Consider the following 17,129-nt stretch of genomic DNA (forward strand, 5'->3'; position numbering starts at 1 on the left):
CTACGCGCGATCTCGGAGTGACGTTTTCCGGATGATTGACGCAGTACTGGTCAGTACTGCGTCCGTGACGGGAGTCGTCCATGAGTCTGGTGAAACTGATCGCGCAAGCGGACGAGCGCGGCCTGGCCGCGAGCGGTCTCGCCTGCCTCGACCGGTGCCTGCCGCCGGGGGCCGGGGAGGCCGATGTGCTGCGGCCGCTGTGGGCGGGCGCCGCCGCGGGCGCGGACGAGTGGGCGGCCCGGCTGACGGAGGCGCGGGACGGCCTGGACGCGGTCATCGCGGCGGAGCCGGGACCGGAGCCGGATCCGGGCGGAGCGGCGGGCGACGGATCCGGGGCCGGTACGGGCGTCACGCTCGCGCTCGTACGGACGCTGCTCGGCTCCGCGCCGTCCCGGTGGGAGGCGGAGCCACTGCGGGCGTGGGCGGACACCTGCTCCGTGGTGGCGCTGGAGATCCATCAGAAGCTCGACGCGGTCGGCGAGAGCGGCAGCGCCGCCGCGGCCGAGTGGCTGGCACGGTGCCGCGAGGACCCGGCGGCCGTGGCCGACGCGGCGGACGGCACGGACGGCGGCGACGGCGTCGGCCCGCTGGTCGCGGGGGAACTGCGGCGCCAGATCCGGATCCTGGAGATCCTCTCCGACCCGACGGGCGCCGCGGGCGCGGGCGCGATGCGCCGGGCGATGGATCTGTCGACGGAGGGGCAGCGCGTGCTGCGCGCGGTGGTCTCGCGCAGGGCGCGGGCACGGAACTGACGGCGGCGGCGAGGCGGCCGTGAGGTGGCCGACGGGACGTTCGTCGCCCGACCGGCGCCCCGGCCCCGCGGCCGGCGGGTCGTACGGCCGTGAACGTACCGTCGTCGCGGCCATCGACGGAGCTTGCCGAGGCCGGGTAGGAAGCGGCCGGCACGGGCGGCGTACTGGCGCCGGGCCATGCCGTGGATGCGCTCCAGGCAGGGCCCTTCGATCCGGCGGACCTGGAGCTCGATGCCGATGATCATGGCGGCCGGACCCACCGGGGAAAGCCCGCTCGGGACGGCGAGGGCCGGCCCGGCGGTCATCGTGGCCGGTGCGGTGCGGTGCGGTGCGGTGCGGTGCGGTGCGGTGCGGTGCGGTGCGGTGCGGTGCGGTGCGGTGCGGACGGGGTTGCGCACCAGGTGGAACGGTCCGGAGGTGACCAGTCCCGGGCGCTCGCTCGGCGGCGGTGCCGGAGGTCGTCCGTCCGGTCCACGGGCCTTGTGCGTCCCGCAACGCTGGGGTGGCTGAACCTCCTGCGCGTCGGTGGATACGCTCTCAGGGAGCGCGGGGAAGCACTCCGCGCCGTTATCTCCTGTCCGTGCGTCCGAGGACGTACGTAGCGAAAGCCCGCGACACATGCAGCTCGGCCCGGCACGATCCGCCACCCCGGCGACCGGGGTGCTGCGCGGGCTGCGTGCGTCGGTGCTCGCGGTGCTGTGTGTGCTGCTGCCGCTGGCCGGCCACGTTCTCTCGCAGGGGCACGGGCCCCGTGTGGTCATCGTGGCGGGGGTCGCCGTCGTGGCCGTCCCCGGCGCGGTGACTCTGACGCGTCATCGGTTGACCGACGCGCAGGTGCTCGGTGTCCTCGCGGCGACCCAAGTGGCCTATCACGCCGCGTACTCACTGCCGGGCGCCTGCCGGGCGGTAGCGGGAGGGGACCCGGCCTCCGGTGGTCTGACCGCTGCCGTCGAGCACGGCGCGGTCGCCGGACCCCCCGCCGGTGTGCTGCTGGCCGGGCATCTGGTGACGCTGGTCATCGGCGCCCGGCTGCTGGGGGTCACGGAACGGCTGCTGTGGCAGAGCAGGCCGTTGCTGATGGCGGTAGGACGCCTGCTGCTGTTCATCCGGCCGCCGTCGGGTGCCGCCCACCGGCAGGGCCCGGAGCTCGAAACCCGGGAAAGCAGCTCGCCCCTGAAGTCGGCCGTACTGGCGCGGCTGAACCCGGGCAGGGCTCCGCCTCATGGGCTCGCTCCGTTCGCCCTTCACCGGCCGACGCCGATCGGCGGTCCCTGCCTGCCCTGACGGGCACGGCGCCGGATCGGCCGTGGTGACGGGAACGACCCGCTGACCGCCTGCGACGCCTGTCCGGCGAGCCCGCAGGCCCGCGACCGCCGCCCGGGCCCACCGGTACCGGCGCATCCCGGGGCCGATGGCGCCGGCCGCGAGCCGCGAGCCGCGAGCCCCGAGCCGCGAGCCCCGAGCCGCGAGCCCCGAGCCGGGAGCCGGGAGCCCCGGATTCCGGGGAGGAGTGCGAAGCGCTCACCGACGACCGGCTGTCGCGACCGTGACCGTGACCGTGGCCGCACCCGCATATCAAGGAGAACGTGCCCCCATGCAGTACCTCATCGATCAGGCCGGCGTATTTCCCGCCCGCGCCGCGGCACACAGCCTGGACCTCGGCTCCCTCGCGGACGGCGACAGTCCCCGCGCGATGTTCATCACCTGCTCGGACTCGCGGCTCGTACCCGCACTGATCACCGGTGCCCGGCCGGGTGACCTCTGCGAACTGCGCACCTACGGCGCCGTCGTCCCGCGTTTCACGCCCCATGCGCCGAGCGGGGAGTCCCGGACGATCGACCACGCCGTGGAGCAACTGAAGGTGACCGACATCATCGTGTGCGGTCACTCCTACTGTGGCTTCGTCGAAACCGCGCTGAGAGCCGGCGCCGCGGAAGACGCGGACGGCCCTCCCTCACCCGCCGGGGCGACGGCCCCGATGACCGGTGACCTCACCGCCGCGGGCCACTGCCACGTACTGACCCAGCTGGACGTGCTCAGCGACTACCCGTCGATCGCCCCCCGCCTGGTCGACCGCTCGCTGCGGCTGCACGGCTGGTTCTACGAGATCGAGTCCGGCGCCACCCTCGCACACCGCCCGCGAGTCAACGCGTTCCTCCCGCTATGAGCAGCCGCCCCTCCTCCGACGCATACGACAAGGTGAGCACCGTGACCAGCAGCAAGCCACCCGCCTACGACGAACGTCTGACGGCACCGAAAACCTGGTGGGCCATCGCCGCTCTCTTCGGCCTGGCCGTCGCACTGGTCTTCCTCCCGTACGGCGGCGTCGCCGCGCTGATCGGCCTGATGGCCGGGGGCGGACCGGCCGGGCTCTTCGTCAGCAGGCAGGGATCGGTACGCATCAGGGTCACCCACGACCTGCTGGCCGTCGACGACGCCCGCATCCCCCTCGCCGCCCTGGGCGAGGCAAGGGCCCTCACCGGTGAGGACGCCCGGGCCTGGCGTACGTACCGGGCGGATCTGCGCGCCTTCATGGTCATGCGCAGCTACATCCCCACGGCCGTACGCATCGAGAACATCGACCCCGAGGACCCCACGCCGTACCTCTACCTGTCCACCCGCACGCCTGAGCAGTTGGCCAAGGCCATCGGTACGGCCCGTGGCTGACGGCTGTCGGGCATGACCTGGCCTGTGGGGCGGTACGAACACCGCCCCACAGGCCCTGGTTCAGGCCGAGGCCCCGAGCCGCTGGTGCGAGCTGTACCGCACGATCGAGCGCTTTCCGGCCCGGTACCCGGGCGGGCAAAAAGAGGACGACCGGGGCCGCCACCCCCCACAGGAGAGGCCCCGGTCGTCGTCGCCAGGGCCGCAGCACGGCCCCGTACTCATATCAGCGTTACGGAGGCGCTTTGTGTCACACCTCATAACACCAGCAAGTTGTGGCAGGCGGCACAAGGCGTGGACGCGGACCGGGTAAGGCCGTAGCGTGCAGAAGCGCGTGGGGCGGCGTGGCATGGACCGGCCGCGATTTCAGGACAGGTTGTGGGAGTGCTGGGGGACGACGCGGAGCTGACCACCGCGGTGCTCGCGGCACAGGACGGGGACGAGAACGCCTTCCGTACTGTGTACCGCGCCGTGCACCCGCGGTTGTTGGGCTATCTACGGACACTCGTCGGCGAGCCGGACGCCGAGGACGTGGCCTCGGAGGCATGGCTCCAGATCGCCCGCGACCTCGGCCGCTTCACCGGCGACGCCGACCGGTTCCGCGGCTGGGCGGCGCGGATCGCCCGTAACCGCGCCCTCGACCATCTCCGGATGCGCGGCAGACGCCCCGCCATCGGCGCGGACGAGACGGAACTGACCGGCAAGGCGGCCGACTCGGACACGGCCGACGAGGCCATGGAGGCGCTCGCGACCGGCCGGACCATGGCACTGATCGCCCAGCTACCGCAGGACCAGGCCGAGGCCGTCGTGCTCCGGGTGGTGGTCGGGCTCGACGCGAAGAGCGCCGCCAGGACGCTGGGCAAGCGCCCGGGCGCGGTACGGACGGCCGCGCACCGCGGGCTCAAGCGGCTGGCCGAACTCCTCGACGCGGACGCGGACGCCGAGGCCGACGCGGCCGGTGCGGCGGACGGCGGCCCCGGTGGCGCTCCCGACAGCACGGCCGGCGGGGCCCCCGGCGGCGCGGACCGCCGCGCGGGGCTGTCCGCCGTACCCCCGCAGCGCGGCCCACGACCGGAGGCCACGGCGTCCGCAGGTGTGACGTATTCGCGCCTGCGGACGCAGAAGGACATGTGATGGCCGACGAACGGGACGCGTGGCTCGACAAGGACGCGGCGGAGGGACTGCTGCGCGGTGACCCGGTGGAGGCCCCTGACCAGCAGGCGAGAGCCCGGCGGGAACTCCTCTCCGACGCCCTTCGGGACATGTCCGCCGTCACGTACGCAAACGGTGCGGAACTGCCCGGTGAGGCGGCAGCCCTGGCGGCCTTCCGGCAGGCCGGTGCGGCCGGCCGCACCGACGGCTCCGCCGCCGCGGACCTGCCCGGTACGGTACGGCTCGCCCTGGCGCCCGTGACCGAACGGACCCGGCGGCGCGGCCGTCCGCTGCGCCGGGGGCTGGTCGTCGCGGTGGCCGGCTGCGCGCTGGGCGGGCTCACGGTCGCGGCGGGCGCCGCCGTGGTGCCCTCCCTCTTCGGCGGACCCGACCCGGGGCCCGCCAGCTCCGTCTCGGCCGGCGCCTCCCCGAGGACGCTGTCGTCCGACTCCGCCGCACGCGGCCAGGACCGGTCCGCGGCGCCCTCGGACCACCCGAGCGGTGACGGCGGGGCCGGGCGCTCGCCCGTACCGTCCTCCGGTACGGACAGCTCGGCGGCCGGTGCCGCGTCCGGCGGGGACGACGGCACGGGGGGCGGCGCGCGGGGCGAGGCCGGCGCGGACGACGACGCCCCCGCCGGGGCGGCCGACGGCCACCACGACCCGTTCGTACCGAACACCGACCCGGCGTCCGGTGACTGGTTCCGCAGGACCGTCGACGCCTGCCGCGACTACCGCAGCGGCGCGATCGACCCCGAGCGGCGAAAGGCCCTGGACACGGCGGCCGACGGGCCCGGAGGCACGGAGCGCTACTGCGACCGGCTGCTCGACGGCGATCTGCGGGGCGGCGGTGGCAGGAACGGCGGCGGCCAGGACCGCGACGGGCACGGCGGGAAGGACGGCAACGGCGAGAAGGACGGCAACGGCGGGAAGGGCGGCAACGGCGGGAAGGGCGGCAAGGGCGAGGAAGGCGGCAACGCCGAGGAGGGCGACGGGGGCGAGAACGGCGAGCCGCAGAAGCTGCCCGCGGCGCCGGCGCTGACACCGTCCCCGTCACCGACGTACTCGTCCCCGACGTACACGGCGCCGGACCCGGGGACGGGGACCGGGACCCCGCAGCCTCCGGAGCCCCCGGAGGCATCGGCCGCGGAGCCCTCGTCGGACCAGGACTTTTCCTGACCTGGCGTTATGCGAAAACTCAGGGCCGGGTGTGACACTTTTCCGGGCTCTGACGCAGTACAGAGTGAGCCGACTGGTCATCGGCAGCGCATCGAGCCGGGGTTCCCCCCGTACCTTCGGCTCAGCGCACCGGCGCGGGCGGGACACGTTCCCCCGGTCCCGCCCGCGCCTCTTCTTCGCGCCCAGATCGGCGCCGCCCTCCTCACCAGTAGATGACCACTTTGTCGCCGGTCTTGACCTCGGCGTACAGGGCGGCGATCTTCTTCTCGTCGCGGACGTTGACGCAGCCGTGCGAGGCGCCCGAGTAGCCGCGGGCCGCGAAGTCCTCGGAGTAGTGCACCGCCTGGCCGCCGCTGAAGAACATCGCGTACGGCATCGGGGAGTCGTACAGCGTCGAGACGTGGTGCCGGGACTTCCAGCCGACCTTGAACGTCCCCTCGCGCGTGGGCGTGTACTCCGAGCCGAAGCGCACGTCCATCGAGGATTTTATCTTCCCGTCGATCATCCAGGAGAGCGTGCTGCTCGTCTTGCTGATGCACATCACCCGCCCCTTCATGCAGCGCGGGTCGGGCTTGGCGACCGGCCTGGTGGTGGGCGGGTCCAGTTCGCCGGCGGTCGGCGTGCGGGTCATGGCGAGGAGCCGCTGCCAGGTGACGGTGTCCGTCGCGCCGGTCCTGGGCAGCCCCCGCTTGGCCTGGAACGCCGAGACCGCGCCGGTGGTGACGGAGCCGTAGTAGCCGGTGGGCGCGCGGTCGAAGTAACCGATCTGGCCCAACCGGGCCTGGAGTTCCCGTACCTGGTCGCTCCGGCTGCCGGCCGCCATCAGCGTCCTCGGCGCCGGCCGCTCCGGGCTCGCGCTCGGCGCCGGGCTCCCGGGCGGGGTGGGCGTGGGCGCCGGGACCGCCGACCGGTCGGCGGCGGCGCGGGCCGACGCGGCCGGCGGGGCGTCCGACGGGGTGGACGGCGGCGTGGACGACGGGGTGGGCGTGGCCGTGGTCCGCTCGGGCAGGGGGCCGATGCTCACCCCCAGGTCCCCGCCCTTGGCGTCGCCCGCCGGCTGGCCCGTGCCCGGCTGCACCGTACAACCCACGCTCACGGCCAGCACGGCGGCCGTGGCGAACCCTCTGCACAGGGCGGATGTCGTGAGCATCTTCGCGGCTCCCCGAAGAGAAGAAGACGGTTCCCGGCGCGCGGCCGGACCGGAGTGACCGGAGTGACATGATCCCGCGCCGACGCCGCCCGCGTGCCCGTAACTCCCGAATTCCCGGGGGCGGGGACGACCGGCCGCCGCTACAGTCCGTGGTGACCGGCGGTCAGCGACGGGAGGCGGCATGCGATGACGGACCCGGGACGGCGAACCGGCGCTACCGGTGACGGCGGCGGACGGGGCGTCAGGGTCACCGAGAGCGGCGTGCCCGTCGAGCCGGTCTACGGGCCCGGCGCGCTGGCCGGCTGGGACCCCGCCGAGAAGCTGGGCGAGCCCGGCGCGTACCCCTTCACCCGGGGCGTCCACCCGACGATGTACACGGGCCGGCCGTGGACGATGCGTCAGTACGCCGGATTCGGCACCGCCGCCGAGTCCAACGCCCGCTACCGGCAGCTCATCGCGCACGGCACGACCGGCCTCTCCGTCGCCTTCGACCTGCCGACGCAGATGGGGTACGACAGCGACGCGCCCCTGGCCCACGGCGAGGTCGGCCGGGTCGGCGTCGCGATCGACTCCATCGACGACATGCGGGAACTGTTCGACGGGATCCCGCTAGGCGAGGTCTCCACCTCGATGACGATCAACGCGCCCGCCGCCGTGCTGCTGCTCCTCTACCAACTGGTCGCGGCGGAACAGGGCGTTCCGGCGGGGGAGCTGACGGGGACCGTCCAGAACGACGTGCTGAAGGAGTACATCGCGCGCGGCACCTACATCTTCCCGCCGGAACCCTCCCTGCGGCTGGTCGCGGACCTCTTCCGGTACTGCCGTACCGAGATCCCGCGGTGGAACACCATCTCGATCTCCGGCTACCACATGGCCGAGGCCGGGGCCACGCCCGCGCAGGAGATCGCGTTCACGCTGGCCGACGGCATCGCGTACGTACGGACGGCGCTGGCCGCGGGCATGGAGGTGGACGACTTCGCGCCCCGGCTCTCCTTCTTCTTCGTCGCGCGGACGACGCTCCTCGAAGAGGTGGCCAAGTTCCGCGCCGCGCGCCGCATCTGGGCCCGCGTCATGCGGGAGGAGTTCGGCGCGCGGAACCCCAGGTCGCTGATGCTGCGTTTCCACACCCAGACGGCCGGCGTGCAGCTCACGGCGCAGCAGCCGGAGACCAACCTGGTGCGGGTCGCGGTGCAGGGGCTCGCGGCGGTCCTCGGCGGGACGCAGTCGCTGCACACCAACTCCTACGACGAGGCCCTCGCCCTCCCCTCCGACAAGGCGGCCCGCCTCGCGCTCCGTACCCAGCAGGTGCTGGCGTACGAGACGGATGTCACCGCGACCGTCGACCCGTTCGCCGGGTCGTACGCCGTCGAGCGGCTGACGGACGGCGTGGAGGCGGCGGCGCTCGCGCTGATGGCCCGGATCGAGGAGCTGGGCGGCGCGGTCGGCGCCGTCGAACAGGGCTTCCAGAAGGGCGAGATCGAGCGGGCCGCGTATGCCGTGGCCCGGCAGACGGAGAGCGGGGAGCGGGTGGTCGTCGGCGTGAACCGGTACGCGCTGGACGAGGAGGAGCCGTACACCCCGCTGCGGGTCGACCCGGGGATCGAGGCCCGGCAGGCGGCGCGGCTGGCGCGGCTGCGGGCGGAGCGGGACGGGGCGGCGGTGGCGGGCGCGCTCGCGGAACTGCGGGAGGCCGCCGCGGGCACGGCCAACGTGCTCCACCCCATGCGGACGGCGCTGCGGGCGCGGGCGACGGTGGGGGAGGTCTGCGACGCGCTGCGGGAGGTGTGGGGGACGTATGCGCCGACGGAGGTGTTCTGACCTGGCTGACCGACGGCCGAAGCCTGCGGCGGTGGGGCCGCCGCAGGCCTGGGCGCCCGCCGGTATGCGACGGGTCGGACGGGTGCCTAGGCTGGAAAGAGTGAATATCCGGCGAATGCCTCACACCCGATGGAAGGGTGCGAGGGGGTGAACATGTGATGGCGAAGATACTTTTCGTGATGACCGGTGCGACGTACTGGACACTCAAGGACGGCACCAGGCATGCGACCGGCTACTGGGCCGAGGAGTTCGCGGCCCCGTACAAGGCGCTCACGGAAGCCGGCCACGAGGTCGTGGTCGCGACCCCCGGCGCGGTGACCCCGAACGTCGACATGATGAGCCTCCGGCCCTCGATGGCCGGTGGCGAGCAGGGGGCCCTGGAGCTGGAGGACACCATCCGTTCCGCGGAGGTGATGCGGCGGCCGCTCGCGCTCTCGGACGTCCGTCTGGAGGACTACGACGCGGTCTACCTGCCCGGCGGCCACGGTCCGATGGCGGACCTGGCGGTCGACGCCGACGCGGGACGGCTGCTGACGGCGCAGCTGGCCTCGGGCGATCCGCTCGCGATCGTGTGCCACGCCCCCTCCGCGATGCTGGCCACCCGGATCCACGGTGTGTCGCCGTTCAGGGGATACAAGGCCACGTGCTTCACCAACGAGGAGGAGGAAGGCGTCGGGCTGGCCTCCAGGGCGCCGTGGCTGCTGGAGGACGAGCTGAAGGACAAGGTCGGCGTCGACTTCAGCCGCGGCCCGGTGTGGGAGCCGTACATGGTGGAGGACCGCAACCTCATCACCGGGCAGAATCCCCATTCGGCCGTGGTGCTGGCGGAGCGGCTGCTGAAGATCCTCGTATAGGGATCCGGCGACGGCCGCCGGGGGATCCGGCAGGGGATCCGGTGGGGGATCCGGTGGGTGTCCCGGGCGGGGTGTCCGGCCGCCGGAACGGACCGGCCGGATGTCGGACCCGTATGCCACACTCCGGAACATGCTGGGTGTCACTGATCTGCCGACCTACCTCGTCGGCCTCGTCCTGATCGTTCTGCTGCCGGGTCCGAACTCGCTCTACGTGCTTTCGGTCGCGGCCCGTCGCGGTGTGCGCGCGGGCTATTCGGCCGCCGCGGGCGTGTGGTGCGGTGACACGGTCCTGATGGTGCTCTCGGCGGCGGGTGTCGCCTCGCTCCTCCAGGCCAACGCCCTGCTGTTCGACATCGTGAAGTTCGCCGGCGCCGGCTATCTGACCTGGCTGGCCGTCGGGATGCTGCGCGCCGCGTGGTCGCTCTGGCGCGACCGGCACGTACGGGACGGGGCGGGCGCCGCGGACGGACGGGAGCAGGCGCCGGCGGCGGCCGAGCGGCCCTACCGCAAGGCGCTGATGATCAGCCTGTTCAACCCGAAGGCGATCCTGTTCTTCGTCTCCTTCTTCGTGCAGTTCGTCGATCCCGGATACGCGCACCCCGCGCTCTCCTTCGTCCTGCTGGGCCTGCTCGCCAATGTGGCCAGCGCGCTCTACCTCTCGGCGCTGATATTCGGCGGTACGCGGCTCGCGGCCGCCTTCCGCCGCCGCAAGCGCCTCTCGGCGGGGATGACGACGGCGGCGGGAGCGCTCTTCCTGGGGTTCGCGGCGAAGCTCTCGCTGAGCAGCGTCTGACGGTGCCCGGGGCCGGTGGGGCTCCCGGGGAGGTCTATCGTTGATGGCATGTCCGCTCCAGAGCTGATCCGTATCGTCTCCCGTGACTCGCCCATGGCCCTGGCCCAGGTGGAGCGGGTCCGTGCCGAGCTGACGGCGCTCCATCCCGGTACGGTCACCGAGGTCGTGCCCGTCAAGACCACCGGCGACAAGTGGCTGGGCGACCTCTCCCTGGTCGAGGGCAAGGGCGCCTTCACCAAGGAGGTCGACGCCGCGCTCCTGGCGGGCGAGGCGGATCTCGCGGTGCACTGCGTCAAGGACGTACCGGCGGACCGGCCGCTGCCCGCGGGCACCACGTTCGCGGCGTTCCTCAAGCGCGACGACATCCGCGACGCGCTGATCCACCCCGGCGGTCTGACCCTCGACCGGCTTCCCGAGGGGACGCGGATCGGTACGTCGTCGGTGCGCCGGATCGCCCAACTCGCCGCCTCCCACCCGCATCTGGAGTGCGTCCCGTTCCGGGGCAACGCCAACCGCCGGCTGGAGAAGCTCGCCGCGGGCGAGGCGGACGCCCTGCTGCTCGCCGCCGCCGGGCTGGAGCGGATCGGCCGTACCGACGTGATCACGGAGATCCTGTCGCCCGAGACGATGTGCCCGCCCATCGGCGCGGGGGTCCTCGCCCTCCAGTGCCGTGAGGACGACACGGCGCTCATCGACGCGATCAGCGGCCTCGGTGACCCGGACACCTACCGCGAGACGACGGCCGAACGGATGTTCCTGCACGTCCTCCAGGGGCACTGCAACAGCCCCATCGCCGGATACGCCACCGCCCGCCCCAACGGCGATCTCTCGCTGCGCGCCTGTGTCTTCACCCCGGACGGCAAGACCGTGCTCAACGCCCACGAGTGGGCCGGACGGCTCAGCCCCGCCGACCTCGGCGCGTCCGTCGCCCTCGCGCTGCTGCGCCAGGGCGCGCGGGACCTGATCGACTCCATCGCCCACTGACCGGCCGGGCGCCCCCGCCCCGCCCCGCGCCGGGGACCCGGGACGTCAGTCCTTGCCCTTGCGGTGCTCGACCATCGTGTCGGGCCCCGGCGACATGATGGTCTCGTGGCCGTTCTCGGCGCGCACCCGGAAGGGCGGCGAGCCCTCCGGGCCCAGCACCTCCACGATCTCCACGACGTGGTCCTGCTTGCCGACCACCCTGCCGTGCACGATCAGCCGGTCGCCCTTGCTCGCCTTCATGTGCACTCCCTGTAGCTCACCCGTCACGTGACGTTACGTGGAGTGTAGGGGCGGCCCGCCGTCACCAGCCACTCCGTCACGCCGATCGGGTCCGCACCCGCCCGCCCGGGGGACCGGCGGAACCGGCCCCGCCGGGCGGCCGACGGGTGCCCGGGCGGGCGGATACGGGACAGGACGGGACGACGGGGCGGCGCGGTGCCGTTACGACCGGAGCGTCCCGCGCAGCTTCCGCGCCCTGCGCACCATCCGGCGTGCCGTCGCGTTCCGCGGGATGCGGGCGAGCTGCGCCGGGACCGCGCCCGGCAGGGCCAGTGCCGTCAGCCGGCGCCGCTTGAAGTAGCGCCAGGTGTGCTGGTCGAGATGGCGTGAGAGATAGCCCTCCGCCGCCGGGCGCAGCTCCGGATAGATCTGGTGCTGCATCGCGTAGCCGACGGTCGCGACCAGCTCGCCGACCTGGGGATCGGGCCGGTGCGTCCCGTCGTCGTCCAGCGGCGGCAGCAGCGCGTCCACGATCGTCACCGGCACCCGGTTGCTGTTCTGGTACGGGGTGAGCCGCTCCAGCAGCAGTTCCGTGCCGGTCCGCGCGACGGGGATGCCGTAGAACGCGGATGCCGTGAACAGCGCCGTGGAGAAGCAGCCCACGACCAGGGCCGGCTTGAGCCGCCGGTAGAGCACCTCGGCGAGCACCGGGCTGTCCAGGATGGTCAGTTCGGCGCCGAGCCGCGCCGCCTCCTCGCGCAGCAGCCGTGACCAGACGGCCGGTGCGTTCGGGTGCGGCTTGAACACCACCTGGGTGTGGCCCCGCGCGACCGCGCCCCGCACCATCCGGATGTGCAGCTCCTCCTCCTCGCTCTCGGTGAGGATGGAGAGCGCCGAGAGGTACTGGCCCAGGAGCAGCGCAGGGGAGTGCGCGGAAGGGGCACCGGTGGCCGCGGGGCCGGCGGCGTCGTCGGCATCGGCGTCGTACGCGTCCGTCAGCTCGTCCAGCACCCGCAGGAAGCCGTCCGTCGGCACCAGTTCGGCCCCGACCCCGAACTCCGTGAGCAGCAGCGGCTTCAGCCCCGGGACGAGGTCGAGGTGGAGCAGCCTGCGCACCCGTTCACCGACCAGCGGGTCGATCTTGGAGCGCGTCGGTCCGTAGCTCATCAGCCCGTCCGCGTACACGTCGATCGGCGCGCCCGTGAAGATCTGCGCGATCGCCAGCGCCGGGTTGACCTGGATCGACTCGACGGCCAGCTGCACCCGGTCGTCGCCGAGTCCCCAGGTGAGCCGCAGATGGCGTTCCCAGATCGGCACGTCGCCGGGGCGCGGCCCCCAGCCGCCCGGATGGAACGGCCGGATGGTCTCGTTCCACGACACCAGGTCGTCGAAGCGGCCGCGCAGCCGCTCGAACCCGGGCATCTCGTCGACGGACGGCGTCAGTTCGGGCGAGCCGGCGTTGTTGCAGACCACGAGCAGCCGCCGGTCGGCGGGCGGGAAGAGCCCGGCGTCGATCGCGGCGGCCAGGGTCGCGGCGCCGTACAGCGTCGACGCGCAGAACACCTGGGTGGTGCGCGGCGGCCCGGCGGGGGACAGGGCGGACGATCCCATCACGCCACCGCCTTTCCGGTGGTCAGCGTCCGCCGCCGAAGCCGGCGCAGCCGGGCCGAACGGTCCAGGTCCATCGAATCCAGCGCTTCCTTCAGGACGTCCTGCGGCAGCCGTTTCAGCGCGGCCGCGCTCATGGCGCGCAATTGGCGTGCCACCGCGGGCTCGAACCGTTCTTTCGATCCGAGATGGTGGGAAATGATCGCGCAGTAGGTGCGCACCGCTTTCGGCATAAAACGGTCGGCTTCCGGATCCTCGGACGTTTCCTTGATGACCTGGTCGAACGCCCGGATGAAATCGAGCTGCCGTACGTCCCCGATCTGGGTGAGCGACGAGGCCACCCCGCGCCGGTAGAAAAGCCCCAGCAGGCCGACCGCGGCGAAGGACTCCGCCTCGCGGTGCAGCCGCCAGATCCACGGCCGGTCCTCGGCGGTCCGCAGCCCGTCCGTGAAGTGCACCAGACCCCGGTCGACGAGCCGCCGGTGGTAGACCCCCGCCCAGGCGTACGGATAGTCGACGCTGGTGGACCGGTCGGAGGGCAGGATCGCGTCCCGCGGGTTCAGCACCTCGTCGCGCCGGCCGACCGGGACCCGGTGGACCGTACGGGCCCTGGCCGTGAACTGGACGTGGTCGGTGCGGATGAAGTCGCAGCCCAGCCCCTCGATCGCGGCGACGGCCTGCTCGTAGTAGCCCGGCGCCACCCAGTCGTCCCCGTCCAGGAACGTCACGTACGTGCCGCGCGCGGCGTCCAGCCCCGTGTTGCGCGCGGTGGCCAGCCCTCCGTTGCGTTCGTGTCTGAGCAGTACGGCACCCGGGAGGTCGCGCTCCGCCTGTTCGAGTATCTCCAAGGTCCCGTCCGTCGAACAGTCGTCGACCAACAGGAACTCGAAGTCCTCACGGCTGTTCGCGCGGAGACTTCTTAGGGTTTCGAGAGCGTATGTCCGCACGTTGTAGAACGGCACGACGACAGAGAGCTTGACCACCCCGCCGACGCTAGGCCGCGCCACGTCATTCGTTCTGACATCCGGAGGCACGGAAGGTGAACGAAGAATGGCGGAACAGTGAACCGGTCAGAGCCGCCGTACTTTCCGGGGCTTTTCCGGGCCTTCCGGGGGCGTTTTCGGGGCCTTCCCGGGGTGCGACTCCATTCGTAGATGTGTTGTTAACCCTCCATTGCCATTGAGTTGGGCCGGGAAACGAAATGGCTTCCTAACGTCCTCGGCGTGCCATCACCTACCAGCCAAGCGGTCCGGGTCGCCGTGCTCGCCGACTCCGACACCCGGTGGAAGTGGGGCGCGCTCACCGCGCGCCGCATCGCCCCGGACGGCCGCCCCACAGAGCTCAGCGGCTTCCTGCTGCGCGGCCGAGCCACCCCCACCGCCCGCCAGCTCGCGGAGGTCGGCGCGGAGGCGGACGCCCTGCGCGAGGTGACCGGCACCGCCTTCCTGCGGACGCTGCGCGAGGAGTCGTACGACATCGTCGTGCTGGCCCTCGTCGGCGGCGCCGTCCAGGCGATGCTGCACGGCATCGCGGCGCTGAAGCTCGCCAGCCGGCCTGTCGTCGTCACCGGCTATGTCGGCGTCGTCTACGAGAAGCTCTCCGACGGGCTGCTGCTGCGGCACGGCGCGGATGTCGTCCTCGCCAACTCCCGTTACGACGCGGACCGGTTCACCGCCGTGTACGAGGGCGTGGGCGCCGACGCCTCCGCCGTCACCGAGGCGGCGCTGCCGTTCCTCGGCGGCGCGCGCTACCAGCCCGAGGAGGGCCGCGACACCCTCGTCTTCGCCGCCCAGCCGTCCGTGCCGGCGACCCGCGCCGACCGTACTTACCTGCTGCGCCGCCTCGTCGAGCACGCCAGGCTCCACCCGCGCCGCGAGGTACTGCTCAAGCTGCGCAGCAAGCCCGGCGAACACACCACGCACATCGAGGAGTTCCCGTACCAGCGCCTCGCCGAGAAGATGCCCGGCGGCCTGCCGGACAACTTCCGCCTGGTGTACGGGAACATGGGCGAGGTCCTGGACCGTACGGACCTGCTGGTCACCGTCTCCTCGACGGCCGCCCTGGAGTCCCTGCACCGCTCCGTTCCCACCGCGATCCTCACCGACTTCGGGGTCCGCGAGCCGCTCGGCAACCACCACTTCATCGGTTCGGGGTGCCTCGCCTCCTGGGACCAGCTCGACGGCGGCGGCCGCCCGGTGCCCGACGCGCGCTGGGCGGACCGGCAGGGCGTCGCCGCCGACGGCTCGTACGCGAACGCCTTCGACACGGCGCGCCGCCGCGTCACCGCGCTGACCGAGCGGGCCGCCGCCGGTGAACTCCCCGAGATCACCCCGTACTACACGGCGACCACCGCGCCCGGATACCTGCCGGGCCTGCTCGCCCGCTACCACCTCGCGGCGGACGGGACTCCGCTGCCCGCCGCCGCCAGAACCGCCGAGGACAGCGCGGGCGGCGTACGGCGCGTGCTGCGCGAGGCGGTACGGGGAGCGGCCCGCGGCGCGTACCGGCACGGCGTGCAGCGCGTCGCGCCGGTCATCCGCCGGATGGGCGAGCTGTGACCGCGCGTACGGCGCACACCCCGGCCCGGTCCCGCACGCGACCTGTCCCGCACGAGCCGCACACCCCCAACCCCCCTACGGAGTACCGATGACCGTCCTCGCGGTGATCCCCGCACGCGGTGGATCCAAGGGCGTTCCCGCCAAGAACCTCGCCCCCGTCGGCGGCGTCCCGCTCGTCGTCCGAGCGGTCCGCGCCTGCCTGGCGGCCCGGCGCGTCACCGATGTCGTCGTCTCGACCGACGACGCCCTGATCGCCGACGCGGCCCGCGCCGCCGGCGCCGAGGTCGTCCTGCGCCCCGCCGCGATCGCGGGGGACACCGCGACCAGCGAGGCCGCCGTCCTGCACGCGATGGACGCGTACGGCGCGCTGCGCGGCAACGGCACGGAAGGCGCCGCAGGCGTCGGCAGCCCCGGCAGCACCGATGTCGTGCTGCTCGTCCAGTGCACCAGCCCGTTCCTCACCGCCGAGGACCTCGACGGCGTCACCGGCGCCGTCACCGAGGACGGCGCCGACACCGCACTGACCGTCGCCCCGACCCACGGCTTCGTCTGGCGCCAGGACGGCGCGGGCCGCGCCCGCCCCGACGGCTACGGCGTCAACCACGACAAGGCGAACCGGCCGCGCCGCCAGGACCGCCCCCAGGAGTACCTGGAGACCGGCGCCGCCTACGCGATGCGCGCCGACGGCTTCCGCGAGGCGCGCCACCGCTTCTTCGGCCGCACCGCGCTCGTCCCCACCGACCCCGCGCGGGTGCTGGAGATCGACGACCCGCACGACCTGGCCCGCGCCCGGCTCCTCGCGCCGCTCCTCGACCCGCAGGTCCTCCCCTCGTACGACGACGTCGACGCGGTCGTCCTCGACTTCGACGGGACCCAGACCGACGACAAGGTCCACATCGACTCCGACGGCCGCGAAACGGTCGCCGTGCACCGCGGCGACGGTCTCGGCATCGCCGCGCTGCGCCGCTCCGGCCTCGAACTGCTCATCCTCTCCACCGAGCAGAACCCGGTCGTCGCGGCCCGCGCCCGCAAGCTCCAGGTGCCGGTGCTGCACGGCATCGACCGCAAGGACCTGGCGCTCAAGCAGTGGTGCGACGAGCAGGGCATCGCGCCCGAGCGGGTCCTCTACGTCGGCAACGACGTCAACGACCTGGGCTGCTTCGGCCTCGCCGGCTGGCCGGTGGCCGTCGCGAGCGCCCATGACGAGGTCCGCGCCGCCGCGCGCGCCGTCACCACCAAGCCCGGCGGTGAGGGAGCCATCAGGGAGATCGCCACCTGGCTGCTCGGCCCGGCCCTCAAGGTCACCCCCTCGGATCCCTCGGATCCCCCGATTCCTGCGGTTCCTGCGGGCACCCCCGCACCCCGTACCCCCCACACCCTCCACACAGTCAACAAGTAA

General features: G+C 73.1%; 16 protein-coding genes. 12 read left to right on the forward strand and 4 right to left on the reverse strand.

Annotation, left to right across the window (positions count from 1 at the left end; all coding sequences use genetic code 11):
• The first annotated feature begins 80 nt into the window (after window positions 1-80).
• From ACFXKG_RS27970 to ACFXKG_RS27995, 6 genes are all read left to right on the forward strand, one after another.
• Complete coding sequence (locus ACFXKG_RS27970; RefSeq protein ID WP_384844739.1) at window positions 81-752, forward strand: hypothetical protein; 672 nt, start codon at window positions 81-83, stop codon at window positions 750-752.
• Between the two features lie 618 nt (window positions 753-1,370).
• Window positions 1,371-2,036, forward strand: coding sequence for a hypothetical protein (locus ACFXKG_RS27975; protein ID WP_384844742.1), 666 nt, complete (start codon window positions 1,371-1,373; stop codon window positions 2,034-2,036).
• 310 nt (window positions 2,037-2,346) lie between these two features.
• Window positions 2,347-2,919, forward strand: coding sequence for a carbonic anhydrase (locus tag ACFXKG_RS27980; RefSeq protein ID WP_384844745.1), 573 nt, complete (start codon window positions 2,347-2,349; stop codon window positions 2,917-2,919).
• 41 nt (window positions 2,920-2,960) lie between these two features.
• Window positions 2,961-3,419: a DUF3093 domain-containing protein gene (locus ACFXKG_RS27985; protein WP_384844748.1), complete on the forward strand. Its 459-nt coding sequence runs from the start codon at window positions 2,961-2,963 to the stop codon at window positions 3,417-3,419.
• Between the two features lie 381 nt (window positions 3,420-3,800).
• Entirely contained in the window at window positions 3,801-4,550 is a 750-nt protein-coding gene (locus tag ACFXKG_RS27990) for an RNA polymerase sigma factor (protein WP_384844911.1), read from the forward strand.
• A complete protein-coding gene (locus ACFXKG_RS27995) occupies window positions 4,550-5,746 on the forward strand; it encodes a hypothetical protein (RefSeq protein ID WP_384844751.1) in 1,197 nt (398 codons plus the stop codon). The genes ACFXKG_RS27990 and ACFXKG_RS27995 overlap by 1 nt, the downstream gene beginning before the upstream one ends.
• A gap of 202 nt (window positions 5,747-5,948) precedes the next feature.
• Here the strand turns inward: ACFXKG_RS27995 and ACFXKG_RS28000 are convergent, their stop codons facing one another.
• Complete coding sequence (locus ACFXKG_RS28000; protein ID WP_384844753.1) at window positions 5,949-6,896, reverse strand: L,D-transpeptidase family protein; 948 nt, start codon at window positions 6,894-6,896, stop codon at window positions 5,949-5,951.
• A 186-nt stretch (window positions 6,897-7,082) separates the two neighbouring features.
• Between ACFXKG_RS28000 and ACFXKG_RS28005 the strand changes: the two genes are divergently transcribed.
• The 4 genes from ACFXKG_RS28005 (at window position 7,083) to hemC (ending at window position 11,345) form a co-directional block, all read left to right on the forward strand.
• The gene (locus ACFXKG_RS28005; RefSeq protein WP_384844756.1) at window positions 7,083-8,714 is read left to right on the forward strand and encodes a methylmalonyl-CoA mutase; all 1,632 of its coding nucleotides are present in this window, start codon (window positions 7,083-7,085) and stop codon (window positions 8,712-8,714) included.
• Between the two features lie 158 nt (window positions 8,715-8,872).
• A complete protein-coding gene (locus ACFXKG_RS28010) occupies window positions 8,873-9,568 on the forward strand; it encodes a type 1 glutamine amidotransferase domain-containing protein (protein ID WP_384844758.1) in 696 nt (231 codons plus the stop codon).
• Window positions 9,569-9,698: 130 nt separating this feature from the next.
• Window positions 9,699-10,361 carry a leucine efflux protein LeuE gene (gene leuE, locus ACFXKG_RS28015; RefSeq protein ID WP_384844761.1) on the forward strand — a complete coding sequence of 221 codons (663 nt, stop codon included), beginning with the start codon at window positions 9,699-9,701 and terminating at the stop codon, window positions 10,359-10,361.
• Window positions 10,362-10,409: 48 nt separating this feature from the next.
• Window positions 10,410-11,345 (forward strand): hydroxymethylbilane synthase, encoded by a 936-nt coding sequence (gene hemC, locus ACFXKG_RS28020; protein ID WP_384844764.1) that lies wholly within the window; start codon window positions 10,410-10,412, stop codon window positions 11,343-11,345.
• A gap of 45 nt (window positions 11,346-11,390) precedes the next feature.
• Here hemC and ACFXKG_RS28025 read toward each other — a convergent pair whose 3' ends face one another.
• The 3 genes from ACFXKG_RS28025 to ACFXKG_RS28035 all read right to left on the reverse strand — a co-directional run bounded on the left by ACFXKG_RS28025 (window position 11,391) and on the right by ACFXKG_RS28035 (window position 14,155).
• Window positions 11,391-11,585: a DUF1918 domain-containing protein gene (locus ACFXKG_RS28025; RefSeq protein ID WP_382888803.1), complete on the reverse strand. Its 195-nt coding sequence runs from the start codon at window positions 11,583-11,585 to the stop codon at window positions 11,391-11,393.
• 201 nt (window positions 11,586-11,786) lie between these two features.
• Complete coding sequence (locus tag ACFXKG_RS28030; RefSeq protein ID WP_384844767.1) at window positions 11,787-13,175, reverse strand: polysialyltransferase family glycosyltransferase; 1,389 nt, start codon at window positions 13,173-13,175, stop codon at window positions 11,787-11,789.
• Window positions 13,175-14,155 carry a glycosyltransferase family 2 protein gene (locus ACFXKG_RS28035; protein ID WP_384844770.1) on the reverse strand — a complete coding sequence of 327 codons (981 nt, stop codon included), beginning with the start codon at window positions 14,153-14,155 and terminating at the stop codon, window positions 13,175-13,177. The genes ACFXKG_RS28030 and ACFXKG_RS28035 overlap by 1 nt, the downstream gene beginning before the upstream one ends.
• Window positions 14,156-14,395: 240 nt before the next feature.
• On the opposite strand from ACFXKG_RS28035, the gene ACFXKG_RS28040 reads away from it, so the two are divergent.
• Together ACFXKG_RS28040 and ACFXKG_RS28045 are read left to right on the forward strand one after the other, a co-directional pair.
• A complete protein-coding gene (locus ACFXKG_RS28040) occupies window positions 14,396-15,730 on the forward strand; it encodes a DUF6716 putative glycosyltransferase (protein ID WP_384844773.1) in 1,335 nt (444 codons plus the stop codon).
• An 88-nt stretch (window positions 15,731-15,818) separates the two neighbouring features.
• Window positions 15,819-17,129, forward strand: a complete 1,311-nt coding sequence (locus ACFXKG_RS28045; protein WP_384844776.1) for a cytidylyltransferase domain-containing protein — start codon at window positions 15,819-15,821, stop codon at window positions 17,127-17,129.

Source organism: Streptomyces sp. NPDC059255 (genome assembly GCF_042752355.1).
Classification (GTDB): Bacteria; Actinomycetota; Actinomycetes; order Streptomycetales; family Streptomycetaceae; genus Streptomyces.

Excerpts from the sequence above, each read along its gene's own strand:
- ACFXKG_RS27970 (WP_384844739.1), top strand. The coding sequence starts at position 81 with ATGAGTCTGGTGAAACTGATCGCGCAAGCGGACGAGCGCGGCCTGGCC.
- ACFXKG_RS27975 (WP_384844742.1), top strand. The coding sequence starts at position 1,371 with ATGCAGCTCGGCCCGGCACGATCCGCCACCCCGGCGACCGGGGTGCTG.
- ACFXKG_RS27980 (WP_384844745.1), top strand. The coding sequence starts at position 2,347 with ATGCAGTACCTCATCGATCAGGCCGGCGTATTTCCCGCCCGCGCCGCG.
- ACFXKG_RS27995 (WP_384844751.1), top strand. The coding sequence starts at position 4,550 with ATGGCCGACGAACGGGACGCGTGGCTCGACAAGGACGCGGCGGAGGGA.
- ACFXKG_RS28000 (WP_384844753.1), bottom strand. The coding sequence starts at position 6,896 with ATGCTCACGACATCCGCCCTGTGCAGAGGGTTCGCCACGGCCGCCGTG.
- ACFXKG_RS28005 (WP_384844756.1), top strand. The coding sequence starts at position 7,083 with ATGACGGACCCGGGACGGCGAACCGGCGCTACCGGTGACGGCGGCGGA.
- ACFXKG_RS28010 (WP_384844758.1), top strand. The coding sequence starts at position 8,873 with ATGGCGAAGATACTTTTCGTGATGACCGGTGCGACGTACTGGACACTC.
- leuE (WP_384844761.1), top strand. The coding sequence starts at position 9,699 with ATGCTGGGTGTCACTGATCTGCCGACCTACCTCGTCGGCCTCGTCCTG.
- hemC (WP_384844764.1), top strand. The coding sequence starts at position 10,410 with ATGTCCGCTCCAGAGCTGATCCGTATCGTCTCCCGTGACTCGCCCATG.
- ACFXKG_RS28025 (WP_382888803.1), bottom strand. The coding sequence starts at position 11,585 with ATGAAGGCGAGCAAGGGCGACCGGCTGATCGTGCACGGCAGGGTGGTC.
- ACFXKG_RS28030 (WP_384844767.1), bottom strand. The coding sequence starts at position 13,175 with ATGGGATCGTCCGCCCTGTCCCCCGCCGGGCCGCCGCGCACCACCCAG.
- ACFXKG_RS28045 (WP_384844776.1), top strand. The coding sequence starts at position 15,819 with ATGACCGTCCTCGCGGTGATCCCCGCACGCGGTGGATCCAAGGGCGTT.